We start from the raw sequence: 16917 nt of genomic DNA on the forward strand, positions 1-16917 counted from the left end.
GTAGGAGTAGGAGTAGGAGTAGGAGTAGGAGTAGGAGTAGGAGTAGGAGTAGGAGGAACTGGCTGTTCCGGTTTTTGCGGTGTAGTTTGTTGTTGTGGAATCGATTCTGGCGGTGTAGTTTCTTGTGGCGTGGAAGCAACTGGAGTTTGGGATTCTACTGGTGGAACTTGTTCTTCTGGTGCTGGTTCAAATGTTGATGGTTCTTGTTGTGAGTTAGGAGTTACTGAGGGTGGGGCAGATGTATAAGTTTCTGACTGCTGTTGTTGCGGTGGGTTAGGTGCACTGACAACTGGAGGCGGTGCAACAATCCTCCTATTTCTGCGTGTGCTGGCTTCGGAAGTAGGAGTTGGGGATGCTGTTGGAGGATTTGGAATTGTAGCGTTAGATTCTGGAAGCGGTGTAGAGACAGGCGATATCGTATTGGGAACTTCAGAGCTTTGACGGGTTATACTGGCGATCGCGACAGCCCCAATCAAGCTACCCACAACTAAACTGCCTACAATCCAAGTCGGTTTTTGCCAGTTGGTGCTTGGGGAAGCAGTTGGAATCACAGGAACTCTTTGATTGGAAGCTAACGGTGGTTGGGTATGCCCGGATGAGGGTGATACACGAGTCGGCGGAGGTGATAGCGGTACTGTCGGTTGATAGGCAGCTGTTGGTTCTACTGTAGGAAGAGAAGTTGTAGATTTCAAAGCATAAAGCATTTTGCTAGCAGTAGTGTAGCGATCGCTAGCTTGTGGTTTAATTGCCTGATTGAGTACCATCGCCAAATCGTGGGACACTTCAGGGGCAAGGTGATGCCAGATAACTTCGCCAGTTTGAGGATGCGTTTGTAGTTCATAGGGATGTTTGCCAGTGAGCAAATAAATTGCTGTCATCCCCAAGCTATAGATATCACTGGCATAAACTGGACGTCCAACGGCTTGCTCGCTAGGCATATATCCTGGTGTCCCTATCACCAACGATTGTGTAGGATATCCTCCAGGACTGACTACTGAACGTATTGTTTCTTTAACAGCGCCAAAATCAATTAAAACTGGCTTGCCATTGGCGGAGCGGATAATAATGTTATCAGGCTTAATATCCCGATGAATAATGCCTTTACTGTGAACATAATCCAAAACAGACAGCAAACTCAATAACATTTCCCTAACACTAGTTTCGCTCAGTACCCCTTGTGCTCTGACTATGTCTCCTAGGGTTTGACCTTGAATCCATTCTTGAACAAGGTAAAATTGCCCTGTCTCAGAAAAGTAGGCAAAGAGTTTAGGAATTTGCTCACTACCTTCCCCCAGAAACTCCAGAGTTGCAGCTTCTCGTTCAAATCGATTTTGGATAAGTTGGTAGGTTTGCGGACTGTTAGTTACGGGTTTGAGTTGCTTAATCACACAGCGACGGCGAGAAGGCATATGCATATCTTCCGCCAAAAAAGTTTCACCAAATCCACCGGCACCTAGTACCTGGATAACTTGATAGCGATTGTTTAGCAGCTTGGTTGTCATGCTCCGTTATCCCAGCTCTCATTCGGTTAGAATATAACGCAGCCCAATGGGACATTGTACAGTTTACAAATGTATACTAAACACCCTGACGACAATAAAAACCCAATGTATCCCGTTCTGATAACTCTGTTCCTAAAAACTAGCTGACATCCGCGACAACCCATCTGCTGTTATCAGCATCCCACAAAAGCAAAAACCGCACAGAAGTAGGGACAACTTGTCCGGTTTTCATAAGATATTTTAATTGAGCATATACTGTCGCTGTTTCTGTACTTGCTTCTACTATGCTAACTTGCTCAACTTCTACGCTTTTAACTTTTCCCCCCCACCAGTCGATGTAAGAAAGATAACCCTTAGGATGAAAACGTTGATTGTTTTGGTAGCTGGGAGATAGTTGCTCCCAAGCTGTTCTATACTGACCCTGATTAATAATTAAGTAATAATTTTGCACAGCCTCTATCGGTGAGGGCTGATTGTTTGTTGGCATTGGTGTTGCCAGAGGAAGTGGAGAAGATTGGGTTTCGGTAGGATTAGGAAGGTGAGTGCTGGGAACTGGCGTTAGTTCTGGAAGCACAGGCTCTAAAGTTTCAACAGGTATCGTAGTGGGTTCTGGAAAACTGGGAATTGCTGATAACTTTTGAGGGGGAGTGGGTGATACAGCAGTTTCCTTGGGTTCTGAAGCTAGTGGAAAACTAGGAATGGGTGTGTTCTGTTGTACCAGTGGTTGTGCGACCTCTGGTTGAGGTTGTTGTCTGTTGAGGGCAAAACCAATAATCACAGATGCACCTATCAAACCACCTACAATGATGCTGCCAAGAACGAAACCCTTCTGCTCACTGTTTTGTCTACCACTGTGATAAAAAGGTTGAGGAGCTGATCCTGGGCTGACAGGAATGGTATGTTGAGGTGTTGCAGGAGGCGGTACAGTTAATAGTGGTGGACGGTCATAAGGTACGATTGGAGAAGGCGGTGAAATAGGACGAACAATTGGTACTGTGGGAGTCACAGGCGTTGTACCAAGATACAAAGCTTGCAACATCTCTCTAGCGCTGGCAAAGCGATCGCGTGCATGAAACTGAATCGCTTGATCTAAGACAGTGGCAAAACTGGGAGTGATATTTAAAGCATATTGTCGCCATACAAGAGTACCCGTAGCTGGATCAGCTGTTAATTCTTGCGGCGTTTTACCTGTGAGTAAATAAATCGCGGTGAGTGCCAAACTATAGATGTCACTGGCAAACATGGGACGTCCAACCGATTGTTCGCTAGCCATAAATCCTGGTGTACCAATGACAATTGACTGTGTAGAATTAAGCGAAGAACTTATCAAAGTTCCTACTGTTTCTTTGACTGCGCCAAAGTCAATTAAAACGGGTTTACCATCAGCATGGCGAATGAGGATGTTATCTGGCTTAATATCTCGGTGGACAATGCCTTTGCTATGAACATATTCGAGAACTGGTAAAATACTTGTCAAAATTTCTTTGACTGCACTCTCACCCATCAAACCTTGCTCTTGTAACTTTGATGCGAGAGTTTGTCCTTCTATATACTCTTGTACTAAGTAAAACTGACCATTTTCTGAAAAATAAGCATACAATCGCGGAATCTGAGTGCTACCTTCTCCTAAATCTTCTAAAATTGCTGCTTCTCGCTGAAACCGCTGCTGTACCAACTGGTATATTTGAAGATTATCCTCAATTGGTTTGAGTTGTTTAATCACACAACGACGGAGTGAGGGCATTTGGGTATCCTCTGCTAGAAAAGTCTCTCCAAATCCACCGCCTCCCAAAGTGCGAAGAATTCGATAGCGGTTGTTCAGCAGCTTTTGCATATTTAGCGTCTGTCAGGAGAAATACATTCGAGAGACATTTTACCCTTTTCTCCTGTTGCAAGTGGTTAATATCAAGTCCGCTTAATTACTTATAATTCTAAACTCCCTGTGTCAGCCCTAATTGTAAGTGTTTATCCGAACCTGATATAACAGCGGCTCCTATGGTGCATATTTTTATCTGTAAAAAACTATTTATTACTTAAAAGGTGATAAGTAAAATAAAATTGAAGTTAATGGTTAATAACCTAATTATGTATGGGCGTTGCTGATTCAAAGTATGAATTTAGGCTCGCACTCTACGCGCAAAGATAAGGGTTCGGAAAATTAAACTTGAAAATTTTATACCTCAATTTAGCAACGCCCTAATATGGTAAACCTACTTCTACCCACACTTTGGTAAGCGGTGAGTCGGAAGTGGGATCTACGAAACAATGAACTCTTAAAATTACTAGCTTCTCTCCAGCCCTAAGTGTGGTGACTTTACCTGTCAATTTGTATTGAGGTGGTTGTGGCAGATTACTCCTTAAATTAACGTCTGTAGTAAGAATGACTTGTGAATTAGGTGACGGGACAACGGGTGGGGAGATTGTAACAGGCTGTTTTGACGGAATCAACGGCTCTCCGTCTGAGAGATTGCCTGAAGTATTGCCTACAGATCCAGCTCTCAACCAACCAATGGAAACAGGCTGAGTTGGTTTTTGAGGGGAAGAAATAAATTGTTGTTCTTTAGTTAACCACAAACCACCAATAACACAGGCTCCAATTACACCACCCATAATTAAAACTTTTTGCAAATGACTTATTCCTTTGCTGGGTGGGGTTGGTGGCTGCTGGTATGGAATTCCTGCCAGTGGTGCTGATACCACTGTTTGCGGCTGTACATATCCCTTTAATGAAGGTGCAACAACTAATGTAGGACTGGGAGTCGCGCCTGTTTGCAATGCTTGCAGCATTTCTCTAGCATTAAGGAAGCGATCGCGTGCATGAGACTGAATCGCTTTATCCAACACTGCTGCAAAACTAGGAGTCACACTCAAAGCAAATTGCCGCCACAATATCTCACCCGTAGCAAAGTCAGTTGCTAACTCTTGGGGAATCTTACCTGTGAGCAAATAAATCGCCGTTAATCCTAAACTATACAAATCGCTGGCAAACACAGGACGACCGGCTGTTTGCTCACTCGGCATAAATCCTGGTGTACCAATGACAATCGACGTGCCAGAGTTCCCAGAAGCCGTCACCACCGTTCCCATTGTTTCCTTGACTGCGCCAAAGTCAATGAGAATGGACTTACCATCGCTATTGCGAATGATGATGTTATCTGGCTTAATATCGCGATGCACAATCCGCTTACTGTGGACGTAATCCAGAACTGGCAAAATGTCGATCAAAATTTCTTTAACCGAACTCTCGCTGAGTCTCCCCTGTTGTTGCAGCTTTTGCGTGAGAGTTTGTCCTTCAACATACTCCTGAACTAAGTAAAATTGCCCGTTCTCCGAAAAGTAGGCATATAATCGGGGAATTTGATCGCTGCCATCGCCCAGTTCTTCTAAAATCGCCGCTTCTCGCTGAAACCGTTCTTGAACCAGTTGGTAAATCTGGGGATTATTAACCACGGGCTTTAGCTGCTTAATCACACATCTGCGTCCTGATGGCATTTGGGTGTCTTCTGCTAAAAATGTTTCACCAAATCCACCACTTCCCAAAGAACGGATGATTCGATAGCGGTTGTTTGAAAGTATTGACATAAACTATCGCTGATTTCTGGCTTGGCTAAATATCGCTGCTGCATCTGGTGTACCCACATATCGCCAATGCCAAGGTTCAAAACTAATTCCTTGGAAATTGTTTTGCTTAAAAGACATTTCAAAGCCAAATTCTTTAGCATGGCGAGTTAACCAACGATAAGCATCTGTTGTTTCAAACTGCAACTTTATATCTTGCTTAGGAAATTTGCCATCAGTCAAGTCTACAGCAAAGCCAGTGTGATGTTCACTATATCCCGCAGGAGCGCTAACTTTCGCTGCTTCTTGCGCGGAACCGAGACGCTTAATTTGGTTTTGAAATAATTGTTGTTGTTGCTCAATAGTGCGAAAACCTGAGACGGGAATTATCCAAATACCTTCCTCTCTAGCTGCATAAATCATCTGCATGAGTGCTTTTCCTGCTTCAACATCCATGAATTCAAAACGCTTATCTTTGCCAGTGGCATAGCTACTAACAATAATCAATTGATTTTGCTCTGCTTGTGCATAAGGAAAATGCCTGTATGCTTGCTGAGTAGCTATTGGCTGCTGCCGAACTGAAACGGAATTTGCTTGTTTTATTTCTGCTGGTGGATTATTCGGTAAACCCACCGGAGATATGATAGAAGAACCAGAGGTTGACTCATCAGCAGGAGAACTTGACAGAGGAATATTAGAAACAACACTCGCTGGTGTTGAAGTTGGAGATGTCGTTGCTCTCAGAGGTGAATTTGGAACTGAAAAGCGCATTAACAATACCCCACAAATTATTACGCTCAAGGAAGCTATTGTGGCGATCGCTAGAAATCGTACTCCATTTGGTAATCTTTTAAAAATTATCATAATAAATTTATTTGGAAATTAATTGGAAATTATTTCACTAGAAGCAATCTTCCAACGCTCATCTAAAAACTGTAAATTATAGCGAACTGTCCGAGTTTTAAAATCACTTTCCTTCGGAAGAATATTTCCATTACTATCCAAAAGCTTGCGTTCTTCAGTCACTTTTACTTGAATGACAGCTTGATTACTATTAACAGAAAAATCGTCAACACTGTCAATAGTTTGTACGCCATATTTGTAATAGTGACCGTCTTGTTTAAGAGAATTGATTGAACCGTTTACTCCTGCAGTCTTTTCATACTGTTCGCCAGTTGTTAACTCAGCAGCAGGTTGAGGATTGTACGGAGGAGCAAACATCACTCGCTTTGCTTGTAACCACTGATTAATTACACTAACTGCTGCGTTTCTAGTAATTGATGAAGATGTGGGTAAAAACTGAGATTGGTTGTAAGTTTCTGAGCTAGAAGGTGGTGGCGTTGGATTGCTTGAAGGTTGCGCTTGTGCTGATATTCCAGTGTTAGAAGTTTCTAAAGAAGAAGTAGCTGGTGTTGGATTGCTCGAAGGTTGCGCTTGTGCTGATATTCCAGTGTTAGAAGTTCCTAAAGAAGAAGTAGCTGGTGTTGGAGAAATGTTTTGTTCTACTACAGTTGGAGTTGGTTTTGCCTCAGGTTGAGGAGATTGTTGTCCTCTGGTTAACCACAAACCACCAACAACACACGCTCCAATCACACCACCCATAATTACAGCTTTTTGCCAATCACTCATTCCTTTGCTAGGTGCAGGTAGTGGCTGCTGGTAGTAACCTGGTTGCTGGTATTGAACTCCTGCGGGTGGTGCTGATACCACTGTTGGCGGTTGGACATAGCCCCCCGAAGGCGGTGCGGAGACGACTGTGGGATTGGATTGAGGCGCGGTGGGTGTCACGGGAGTCGCGCCCGTTTGTAATGCTTGCAGCATTTCTCTAGCATTAAGGAAGCGATCGCGTGCATGAGACTGAATCGCTTTATCCAACACTGCTGCAAAACTAGGAGTCACATTTAAAGCAAATTGCCGCCACAATATCTCACCTGTAGCAAAGTCAGTTGCTAACTCTTGGGGAATCTTACCTGTAAGCAAATAAATCGCCGTTAACCCTAAACTATACAAATCGCTGGCAAACATTGGACGACCAGCATTTTGCTCACTCGGCATAAACCCTGGTGTACCAATCACAATCGAGTTGCTGGAGTTTCCAGAAGCAGTCATAACCGTTCCCATAGTTTCCTTGACTGCGCCAAAGTCGATTAAAATCGGCTTGCCATCGCTATTGCGAATAATGATGTTATCTGGCTTAATATCCCGATGCACAATCCGCTTGCTGTGGACGTAATCCAGAACTGGCAAAATGTCGATCAAGATTTCTTTAACCGAACTCTCGCTGAGTCTCCCCTGTTGTTCCAGCTTTTGGGTGAGAGTTTGTCCTTCAATATACTCTTGAACTAAGTAAAATTCTGTATTATCCCTAAAATAGGCATATAATCGCGGAATTTGATTGCTGCTATCACCTAATTCTTCTAAAATTGCCGCTTCCCGCTGAAACCGCTCCTGCACTAACTGGTAAATCTGCGGGTTATCAGCTACTGGCTTGAGTTGCTTAATCACACATCGGCGACCAGATGGCATTTGGGTGTCTTCTGCTAAAAATGTTTCACCAAATCCACCAGCACCCAGTACCCGAATGACTTGGTAGCGATTGTTCAAAATTGTCGGTGCCATCATAACTTTACCAACTACGCTTTTTCAAAAATGCTTATAATAAAAAATACTTATAATCTAAGTATATTATGCTAAAAATATTTTCCGGTTATCTTTCATCCTATTTTCGCAAAAACTTTATATATCTATTACTTTAGACAGTTACAGCCAAGACAAAACCACCTTAAAAACTATCTAAGTAATTCAATGGAAATAAAAATAAAACACAAAAATCAATTACGTAATAACACGGTTTTAGAGATCAAAAGCCAGGGAAAGCTTTTACACCTTGAACTGACCAACCAACAGCACATACTTGGGCGCGATCGCACCCTTGTGGATTTAGTTGTCCCCGAAGACTGGCAAATAGTGGGACGTTGTCAAGCAGTGTTACGCCAAGAAGGGGAAGATTACCGCATTTATGATGGCGATGGTCAGAAACCAAGTACCAACGGACTATATATTGAGCGCACACGCATCACTTCAGAATCTGGCTATCCTCTGAAAAACGGCACAGAAATCAAAATCGGTCAAAATCCGGAAAATTTAGTTGTGCTGAGGTACTGCAATCCCTCAAAGCCAGTTGTAAATGTTACACCTGGCTGGCACTCGATTTCCTTGAAAAATCGCTCTGTTTTAATTGGACGAGATATCAACGCTACCCTACCTTTAGAAGCTCCCACTGTTTCTCGTCGCCACGCGACAATTGATACAGATGCTCAAGGGCGCTACATCTTGCAAGACCATAGTACCAATGGTGTATTTGTTAATGGGCAGCGAGTTAACGGTACTGCGGTACTACTACCAGACGCCACCATTCGTATCGGAACATACACTTTGGTACTGCGTGGCGATGAACTACAAGTACTCGATCAAGGTAACCAAATTCGTCTTGATGCTTGCAATTTGGTATTGGAAACTAAAGGTAAGCGGCGACTCGATGATATTTCTTTTGCGATTGAACCGGGACAGTTTGTGGCGTTAGTTGGGGGAAGCGGTGCGGGTAAGTCAACTTTAATGCGGACGCTGTTGGGAACTGAACAAACAACTCAGGGTGTGGTGTATTTGAATGGGGAAGATTTACGAAAAAACTTTAATATCTACCGGATGCAAATTGGTTATGTTCCCCAAGATGACATTATTCACTGGGAACTGACGGTTGCAGAAGTGCTAACCTACGCGGCTAAGCTGCGACTACCGCCGGATATTGATGTAGCAACGGTGGTGGAAAAGACTTTACAAGATGTGGAAATGTCTCATCGCCGGAATGCTAAGGTATCCGAACTGAGTGGCGGACAGCGGAAGCGGGTGAGTATTGGCGTAGAGTTGCTTGCTGATCCGAAGTTGTTTTTCTTAGATGAACCGACATCTGGGCTTGATCCGGGGTTGGATAAAAAAATGATGCAGCTGTTGCGGAAATTGGCGGATCAGGGACGAACGGTGATTTTGGTCACTCATGCAACGGCGAATATTAAGTTGTGCGATAGGGTTGTTTTTCTTGGTCAAGGCGGACGCCTCTGTTATTTTGGTCCCCCTGATCAGTGTTTGCAATTTTTTGGCGTTAAAGATGACTTTGCGGACATCTACAACCAACTCGAAAAACCAGAAAATGTCATCGACCAGGCTGAAAGATTTCACCAATCAGATGATTATCGCCGCTACGTTGTTAATCACCTCAGTCCAGGAAATCAAACGTCACAAGTCAATGCTGGTAATGAACAGGCTGCTGGTGTATCTTGGGTAAAACAATTGAGTATTCTTACTCAACGCTATTTCCAGATCCAAAAGGGCGATCGCATCAACCTTGCTTTAGCACTTTTAACAGCACCCATAGGTATTAGTTTAATTACCCTAGCACTCAAAGATGAACACCCCTTTGTTTTACCAGAACAACCAGATGCAAATCTCGCGCCTTTAGCATTGCGGGTATTATTTGTATTTACTTGTGCTGCGTTGTGGGTGGGGCTTTCTAGTTCATTGCAAGAAATCGTCAAAGAGGCGGCAATTTACCTCCGAGAAAGACTGGCGAATTTGGGTTTGTTTGCCTATCTTGGTTCCAAGTTAACAGTGCTTTCTGGCTTAGCATTTTTACAAACTTTGTTGATTTCCCTGGTGATTTTCCTACTTTTTAGATCACCACAGCCAGAATTAATTTCTTGGCAATTGGGGTTGTCAATAACAACTTTTCTGACGCTTTTAACAAGCATGAGTTTGGGGTTGCTGGTGTCAGCAGTCGTGAAAAATGGCAGTCAAGCAAATAGTGCTTTACCCCTACTGTTGATACCCCAAATTATCTTTTCTGGCGTCTTGTTTAACATGGAAGGTATTGCCAGTAAAGCTTCTTGGTTAATGATCAGTCGTTGGTCAATTGGCGCTTATGGTGCTTTGGTTAATATTAATGCAATGGTTCCCGACCCAATGAAATTACCTGATGGTAGCATAGTTCCGCAACCCTTTGAGCCAAAGCCTATTTATGATGCAACATGGTCGAATTTAAGTTTGAATTGGGGTATTTTGTGTTTGCACACAGCGATTTACCTGGCTGTTACGTTGTGGTTGCAAAAGCGCAAGGATATTTTTTGAATTATCATTTATAGCTTAATACTGATAATTTTGGTAGCAGTTTAAAAATACAATAACCGAACCGTATTGGGTTATTTCCTAAAAGATCTTCGGTTGTAACGGTTTTGATATTCTGAAATATATTCAACATTCCGCCGTTCTAAATCTGATAAAAAGTTACGCTGATCAAATTCCATTGGTGAATAAATTGGACGATACCACGGCTGTAAATTAAAGTAGTCCTGTAAGCCAGGAGTGTTAAAACGGCGACCGTAACGTGCGAAAATTGAATTTCGCATAATATCAAGCTCAAAACCGTCTTTGTCATCCAAATCTCCATCTGTTACCAATCTTCGAGAAACCCAAGAGTAATCGTTTAATGTCTTTGTAGGAACTGGCTGTGTTGATGAAGTTGAGAAAGGTGTAGATAGGGTAGAAATTTGCTTGAAATAGAATCGATCAGGCGGTGAATTTGGATCTTTGCTAGCAAAGGCACAGTAAGCCTTGGAATTGACTTTTCCATAAATTCTGAGGAAGTCAACGCAATTGTTGCGATCGCTAAAGGTGGCTGCGTAAACTTCAAATAACTGCTTACCCGACAGATTTGGATACTCTGGTACCCAAAACATTCCTGCTTGAGGATAACCCGCCGCTTGTAAAGTTTTAACTTGCTTAACAGCAGTTTGTGATTTTGCAAAGGCAGAATCTGCTAGGAAATAAAAAGAACTGTGCAGACGAATACTATTTGTATCTGGTTGTGCAGGCGTTGAGGCTTTTTGAGGTTGAGGATTTGTGTTTCCAGATGCGGAAGAAGGTAAGGAATTCAGATTTTCTGATGGCGATCGCCGAAGGCGGGGCTTTGCCGATCGCGAAGTTCCTGTAGTAACTGATGGTTCTGAAAACGGTTGAAAAGATTTTGTTAACACTAAACCAATAATTGTTGAGGCACCAATCAAACCGCTTGCAGCAATTATACTGGCTATCAGGATTCCTTTGTCCTTACTGTCTTGAGGCGAAGGTATGTGGGAAGATTCTCGACTTATGGAAATGGTGTTTTGAGTTTTTGCGGTGGGTGCTGTAGCGATTGCAGGTAGTTGAGAAGGCGGTTGTGTCGGTAAAATTGTATTCGCTATCCCCTGCAAAGCTTGCAACATTTCTCTAGCACTGGCAAACCTATCCCGTGGATGGTAGGCTATTGCTTTGTCAATCACAAATGTCATCGTCGGGCTAATATTTAACCCATGAGAGTGCCAGATAATTTCCCCAGTGTGTGGATCTGTTTCCAGTTCTTGCGGCTGTTTTCCTGTCAGCAGATAAATTACCGTAATTCCTAAACTATATAAATCACTAACATAAACTGGTCTACCCATTGCTTGCTCGCTGGGCATATAACCTGGTGTTCCAATGATAATTGAGCTAGCCAGACTTCCTTGAGAATTGATCACTGTACCCATTGTTTCTCTTACGGCACCAAAATCAATCAGTACAGGTTTTCCATCCCGATGGCGTAAAATAATGTTATCTGGCTTGACATCACGGTGAACTATGTGCTTTGAGTGTACGTACTCCAATATCGGTAATAAAGTTAGCAATAGTTCCCGAACTGCACTTTCACTCAACACTCCCTGCTGTTTGACTTTGGCTGTCAGGGTATCGCCTTCAATATACTCTTGAACTAAGTAAAATTGCTCATTTAACTGAAAATAAGCATATAAAGTTGGTATTTGGTTACTATTTCCACCTAATTCTTCTAATATCGCGGCTTCCCGTTGAAACCTCTCTTGCACCAGTTGGTAAATCTCGGGGTTATTGTGAATAGGTTTAAGTTGTTTAATAACACAACGGCGAAGCGATGGCATTTGGGTATCTTCTGCTAAGAAAGTTTCACCAAATCCACCACTCCCCAGAGTATGAAGAATTCGATAGCGGTTGTTTAACAGTGTTGACATAAACTATCGCTGATTTCTGGTATGGGCAAATATTGCTAGGGTAGATTGTGCCCATCCATACAGACTTTAACGTTTTACTCCACTTTTTGGCGCTGCTCCTGATGAATCTGGCCTAAAACACCAGATCAACCTTGGCATTGAGTAAAGTGCCAACTTATACTTCAAAAATGGGGAAAGCTGATGTACCCCGTTTCAGTTTGAAACGGGTATGTAAAGGATGCGATGACACGGAGCGATCGCCGCTTGCCGCACTACGCTACAAGCAATCGCCCTCAGGCAACTACTTAAACTTTCTAAATCCTTAATTTCTTAACTTATAATCTTATTTTATATTAGTAAAAATACTCTAACCTACACACCAACTCCAAGGTTTGTGACCTCGCAATTACAAGCCCCAACTTATGGTACGAAGATTGTTAATTTTGTTCCCGCAAGGTATCTACACACCCTCTTTATCATAATGCGTGAATTTTACAATCCCCCCAAGGGATGATTTTTCCCTACCTATTTCATCCTGGCTTGACAACCAATACAGAACAATTGGCTTCTTCCACCACTTGAGAACTCACGGAACCCTGAACAATTCGCTTCATACCAGTTAAGCCGCGACTACCTATCATAATTAAATTAGCTTTGTAAATATTGGCAAGGCGAATAATTTCTTCTGCTGGATCGCCAGTGACAATTTCTATATCGCTTTCAACTGGCAATATTGTCTGGTAGGATTGCAATTGTTTTTCAATATGGAAATAAGAAATTGCTGGTGACTCCGGTTGAGGACGGTCAGCGGGTAGTTCCATCTCGGACTCTGATGTAGGAAACACATGGCAGAGAATGACTTTGCTATCTTTTGGCAGCACCAATTCTTGTAAAGTCTGAATGACTCTGTCTGCAAGTTCGGAATCATCCAAAGCAACCAAAATAGTCTTTAGCACCAATGTCGTCTCCACAAGAGTAGACCCCTTACATACGTAACGGCAGAAGGAGATTAATGGCTACACTAACTCAGCCCAATTTCAGGACATAAGTTTGTATAGCCTTAAAGTTTCATTTGTAACCCATAGGCTCTATTTTGCCAAATATCTCAGGAAAAAATTAATAATTCTAATTCAAATTTACTCTTCCTTTTGAACTCGGCGTCTGACAGAATCAGCGTGAGAAGGTAAGCCTTCAGCTGTTGCTAGCACATCAATTGCACCCGCCACCTTTTCTAGCGCGGTCTGAGAGTATTGAATGATACTTGAGTGTTTCATAAAAGTTTCGACTCCTAAGGCTGAGGCATAGCGAGCAGCACCAGAAGTTGGTAGCGTGTGGTTAGGTCCAGCTAAATAATCTCCGACGGCTTCTGGTGTAGAATACCCTAAGAAAATGGCACCCGCATTCCGAATAAGTGGTAATAGCTCCCAGGGCTCTTCTACTTCCAACTCTAAATGTTCAGGGGCAAATTCATTCGAGAGTTGGGCTGCTGCTTCCAAGGATTCGACAATCACTATCAAACCATAGTGAGCGATCGCCTTTTCTGTCAGCAAGCGCCTCGGGTGGTCTATCAGCTGTCTTTCCACCGCCACTTGTACATTCTTTGCCAAAGCTGTATCCGTGGTCAGCAAAATTGCTGCTGCCATTGGGTCATGTTCGGCTTGCGCCAACAAGTCAGTGGCAACGTGTACGGGATTTGCGGTTTCATCGGCAATAATCAGCACTTCGCTTGGTCCGGCTAAGGAATCAATGCCTACGGTGCCATAGACGAGTTTTTTCGCCAAAGTTACATAAATATTACCTGGGCCTGTGATCACATCAACTTTAGGAATAGTTTCTGTACCATAGGCTAAAGCGGCGATCGCCTGTGCGCCTCCGACGCGATAAATTTCTTGCACTCCAGCTTCTTGTGCTGCGACCAGCACGGCTGAGTTAACTGCTTTGTCTGCTCCTGGTGGTGTCACCATCACCACGTGTGGTACACCAGCTACCTTTGCCGGAATTGCATTCATCAAGACCGTGCTTGGATAGGCGGCGCGACCACCCGGCACATATAACCCTGCTCGGTCTACTGGTGTATACCGTTTGCCTAAAACGACCTCATCATCGCCAAATTGTACCCAACTTTTGGGAATTCGTTGGCGGTGAAATGTATCAATTTGGCGGCAAGCCAGCCTGATTGCCTGGAGCAATTCCTTTGATACCTGTTGGTATGCTGCATCCAGTTCTGAGCCTGTCACGCGCAGTTCTTCTGGCTTGAGGGTTTGCTTATCGAATTCGGCTGTGTAATGCAGTACAGCTTTATCGCCTTGGCGCTTCACTGTCTGCAACACTTCCCGCACTGTTGCTTCTTTGTGAAGCACGTGTTCATCATGGGTGCGATCGCAGATCCGTTGTAGTTCTGCTCTAACGTCTGCCTGCTGAGTAATGATTCGCAGCATGGAGTAAGGACAATGCCAACTTGAGAAAATTCCTGCGGTGAGAATGAGTTTTGCTTTTTCCCCAAAGGGGTGCAAAGCTAACCTTAACTCTCTTCTCTAGCTTAACCTGGATTTTTTTGATACTTCCACGGTTTTCAGCACATGGTTTGTGTCAAAGGCAACTAAATTGCGAGATTTTGACTTACCTTTTGGCTCTCCCTAGGAGCAGGAGACCCAAACTGGCTATCAACAGAAAACAGGTGTGCTACTTCCCGATATCCTCTCGCTCCAGAACCCAAACTTTCCTGGAGGTCAACTGTATGTTTTTTCATTTAGTCCTCCTTTTGAGTCTCGGTCGGATATGAGTATACTTTTTGCCTATTTTTTTACTTTACTTACTAACATATATACAGAAGCGATGTGGCTATTTGCTACATTTTAACTCTTGAACTTCACCTGTTTGCAGAACTGTTGTCTATAGCAATACATTCCTCTTTTGGAAAGAACTACATCACCAGTCTTTAGTGATCACTTATCTGATTATTCCCTGAACTAAAGTTAGGAAATTTCAATAAGCATTTTTCATTGAGAGGTGATTTCGTCAAGACTTTATAGCAGAGTATTTCATATTAGCATATTTTGAGAGGTGATAACAAGGTTAAGAAACCTAGTTTCTTAGAATGCCATTAGCATCACATAAGCGACTTTGGATACACGATTGCCAAAGGTTTCAAGCTTGTTACCAGTTGCACAGCCTCTCGTGAAATCCTAGCTCCTGAGTTCTGAGTTCTTTCTTATTCAAAAGTATATGCTTAAAAACTGTGGTCATTTGGCTTAGATATATTCTTGTAACTCAGGAAACTATAGTATGCGATATATCCATCAAAAGAAACGAAAAAAAATAAAATATTATAACCAATTACTCATATTGTCAGTAGTTATAGTCGTATTTCTTATGGGTATCGTGGCGATGCCTGTACGTAGCCAGGTAAATGTGGTCGATGCTGGAATGACAATCGAATTACCACTTTCAACCCGTGCCGCAAAAATTCTCGATGCCAAAGGTCAGCAAGTTTTACTTAGAGGTGTGAACTGGTTTGGTACGGAAACAGAAACGCACGTACCTCACGGGTTGTGGAAGCGAGATTATAAAGAGATACTAGCGCAGATTAAGAGCTTGGGATATAACCTGATCCGGTTACCTTATTCTCTGGAAGCACTACGTTCGCCTAATTTTAACGGTATTGACTTCAGTATTGGTAGCAACAAAGAACTTGAGGGAAAAACCCCAATACAAGTTATGGACTTAATCATTCAGGAAGCACAACGTCAGGGGTTACTCATTCTACTCGATAACCACTGTTTAAGCGACCAGCGCATTTCTCAATTGTGGTATGAAGACGGCTTCACAGAAGCAGACTGGATTGATACTTGGAAAATATTAGCCTATAGGTATAAGAATCAAACCAACGTTATTGGTGCAGATCTAAAAAACGAACCCCACGGAAAAGCGAGCTGGGGTACTAACGATTTAGCCACAGACTGGCGACTAGCAGCAGAACGGGCTGGTAATGCTATTCTTGATGTTAATCCTAACTGGCTAATTGTTGTGGAAGGGGTAGAAAAGAACGTCCCTACACAAAAGCTACCCAAGCATTGGCAAGGTGGCAATTTAGAAGGAGTGAAGCGCTACCCAATACGTTTATCTCGTCGCAACAAGCTTGTCTATTCACCTCACGAGTATGGTCCTAGAGTTGCGGATCAGCCTTGGTTTTGGGAGCGAAAATTTCCCAAAAATCTTATTGATCGCTGGCAAATAGGATTTCACTATATTTCTAGTCAAAATATTGCGCCCATTTTTATTGGTGAGTTTGGTGGACGGGAAGTAGATACAAATTCTAAAGAAGGAATTTGGCAAAACGAATTTGTTAAATATATCAAACAGAAACAATTGAGCTTTGCTTACTGGAGCTGGAATCCTAACAGTGCTGATACAGGTGGTATCTTATTAGATGATTGGCTAAGTATTGACATCCCAAAGCAGCAACTACTATCGCAACTGCTGCCAGTTAATTTTTCTCAAGTAGCACCCGTGCAAACGAGTGGAGGAGTAGGGCTAGTAGGGGAAGTCAGGGGAGAAATCAATTCAAAATACCCTGCGGGAAGCCCTTCGGGTATGCCTGCGGCACGGCAAAGCCGAACGCAGTCGCCTAGGTCGGGAAACCCTCCTGCAGCGCTGTCTCACCGCCCAGGGGGCGTCTACAAAATTCAAAATTCAAAATTAGGAGTCTCTTCCTCATCCCCCTCATCCCCCTCATCCCCCTCATCCCCCTCATCCCCCTCATCCCCCTC

General features: G+C 43.1%; 13 protein-coding genes. 4 read left to right on the plus strand and 9 right to left on the minus strand.

Annotation, left to right across the window (positions count from 1 at the left end; genetic code table 11):
* The 4 genes from ACM0OZ_RS44735 to ACM0OZ_RS44750 all read right to left on the minus strand — a co-directional run.
* On the minus strand, nt 1–1502 hold a 1502-nt coding region (locus ACM0OZ_RS44735), incomplete at its 3' end, for a protein kinase domain-containing protein (protein ID WP_414589364.1).
* 139 nt (nt 1503–1641) lie between these two features.
* Nucleotides 1642–3336: a protein kinase domain-containing protein gene (locus ACM0OZ_RS44740; RefSeq protein ID WP_414589365.1), complete on the minus strand. Its 1695-nt coding sequence runs from the start codon at nt 3334–3336 to the stop codon at nt 1642–1644.
* A gap of 362 nt (nt 3337–3698) precedes the next feature.
* On the minus strand, nt 3699–5084 hold the full coding sequence (locus ACM0OZ_RS44745; RefSeq protein ID WP_414589366.1) for a protein kinase domain-containing protein: 1386 nt from the start codon (nt 5082–5084) through the stop codon (nt 3699–3701).
* A 3-nt stretch (nt 5085–5087) separates the two neighbouring features.
* Nucleotides 5088–5693: a D-alanyl-D-alanine carboxypeptidase family protein gene (locus ACM0OZ_RS44750; RefSeq protein WP_414589367.1), complete on the minus strand. Its 606-nt coding sequence runs from the start codon at nt 5691–5693 to the stop codon at nt 5088–5090.
* A 7-nt stretch (nt 5694–5700) separates the two neighbouring features.
* On the opposite strand from ACM0OZ_RS44750, the gene ACM0OZ_RS44755 reads away from it, so the two are divergent.
* Nucleotides 5701–5946, plus strand: a complete 246-nt coding sequence (locus ACM0OZ_RS44755; RefSeq protein ID WP_414589368.1) for a hypothetical protein — start codon at nt 5701–5703, stop codon at nt 5944–5946.
* Here ACM0OZ_RS44755 and ACM0OZ_RS44760 read toward each other — a convergent pair.
* Nucleotides 5943–7682, minus strand: a complete 1740-nt coding sequence (locus ACM0OZ_RS44760) for a protein kinase domain-containing protein (protein WP_414589369.1) — start codon at nt 7680–7682, stop codon at nt 5943–5945. The genes ACM0OZ_RS44755 and ACM0OZ_RS44760 overlap by 4 nt on opposite strands.
* A gap of 183 nt (nt 7683–7865) precedes the next feature.
* On the opposite strand from ACM0OZ_RS44760, the gene ACM0OZ_RS44765 reads away from it, so the two are divergent.
* The gene (locus tag ACM0OZ_RS44765; RefSeq protein WP_414589370.1) at nt 7866–10241 is read left to right on the plus strand and encodes an ATP-binding cassette domain-containing protein; all 2376 of its coding nucleotides are present in this window, start codon (nt 7866–7868) and stop codon (nt 10239–10241) included.
* Nucleotides 10242–10312: 71 nt separating this feature from the next.
* Here ACM0OZ_RS44765 and ACM0OZ_RS44770 read toward each other — a convergent pair whose 3' ends face one another.
* A complete protein-coding gene (locus tag ACM0OZ_RS44770) occupies nt 10313–12169 on the minus strand; it encodes a protein kinase domain-containing protein (protein ID WP_414589371.1) in 1857 nt (618 codons plus the stop codon).
* Nucleotides 12170–12300: 131 nt separating this feature from the next.
* On the opposite strand from ACM0OZ_RS44770, the gene ACM0OZ_RS44775 reads away from it, so the two are divergent.
* A complete protein-coding gene (locus ACM0OZ_RS44775) occupies nt 12301–12474 on the plus strand; it encodes a hypothetical protein (RefSeq protein WP_414589372.1) in 174 nt (57 codons plus the stop codon).
* 204 nt (nt 12475–12678) lie between these two features.
* Here the strand turns inward: ACM0OZ_RS44775 and ACM0OZ_RS44780 are convergent, their stop codons facing one another.
* From ACM0OZ_RS44780 to ACM0OZ_RS44790, 3 genes are all read right to left on the minus strand, one after another.
* Nucleotides 12679–13104, minus strand: coding sequence for a universal stress protein (locus tag ACM0OZ_RS44780; protein WP_414589376.1), 426 nt, complete (start codon nt 13102–13104; stop codon nt 12679–12681).
* Nucleotides 13105–13284: 180 nt separating this feature from the next.
* Nucleotides 13285–14586, minus strand: coding sequence for a histidinol dehydrogenase (hisD, locus tag ACM0OZ_RS44785; protein ID WP_414589378.1), 1302 nt, complete (start codon nt 14584–14586; stop codon nt 13285–13287).
* 161 nt (nt 14587–14747) lie between these two features.
* Nucleotides 14748–14897 carry a hypothetical protein gene (locus tag ACM0OZ_RS44790; protein ID WP_414589373.1) on the minus strand — a complete coding sequence of 50 codons (150 nt, stop codon included), beginning with the start codon at nt 14895–14897 and terminating at the stop codon, nt 14748–14750.
* A 596-nt stretch (nt 14898–15493) separates the two neighbouring features.
* Between ACM0OZ_RS44790 and ACM0OZ_RS44795 the strand changes: the two genes are divergently transcribed.
* Nucleotides 15494–16917: glycoside hydrolase family 5 protein (locus ACM0OZ_RS44795; RefSeq protein ID WP_414589375.1), on the plus strand; the 1424-nt coding region annotated here is incomplete at its 3' end.

Origin of the sequence: Scytonema sp. PCC 10023, from assembly GCF_963920835.1 — a bacterium.
Taxonomy (GTDB): Bacteria; Cyanobacteriota; Cyanobacteriia; order Cyanobacteriales; family Nostocaceae; genus Kalymmatonema.

Excerpts from the sequence above, each read along its gene's own strand:
- ACM0OZ_RS44740 (WP_414589365.1), bottom strand. The coding sequence starts at position 3,336 with ATGCAAAAGCTGCTGAACAACCGCTATCGAATTCTTCGCACTTTGGGA.
- ACM0OZ_RS44745 (WP_414589366.1), bottom strand. The coding sequence starts at position 5,084 with ATGTCAATACTTTCAAACAACCGCTATCGAATCATCCGTTCTTTGGGA.
- ACM0OZ_RS44755 (WP_414589368.1), top strand. The coding sequence starts at position 5,701 with ATGATAGAAGAACCAGAGGTTGACTCATCAGCAGGAGAACTTGACAGA.
- ACM0OZ_RS44760 (WP_414589369.1), bottom strand. The coding sequence starts at position 7,682 with ATGATGGCACCGACAATTTTGAACAATCGCTACCAAGTCATTCGGGTA.
- ACM0OZ_RS44765 (WP_414589370.1), top strand. The coding sequence starts at position 7,866 with ATGGAAATAAAAATAAAACACAAAAATCAATTACGTAATAACACGGTT.
- ACM0OZ_RS44770 (WP_414589371.1), bottom strand. The coding sequence starts at position 12,169 with ATGTCAACACTGTTAAACAACCGCTATCGAATTCTTCATACTCTGGGG.
- hisD (WP_414589378.1), bottom strand. The coding sequence starts at position 14,586 with ATGCTGCGAATCATTACTCAGCAGGCAGACGTTAGAGCAGAACTACAA.
- ACM0OZ_RS44790 (WP_414589373.1), bottom strand. The coding sequence starts at position 14,897 with ATGAAAAAACATACAGTTGACCTCCAGGAAAGTTTGGGTTCTGGAGCG.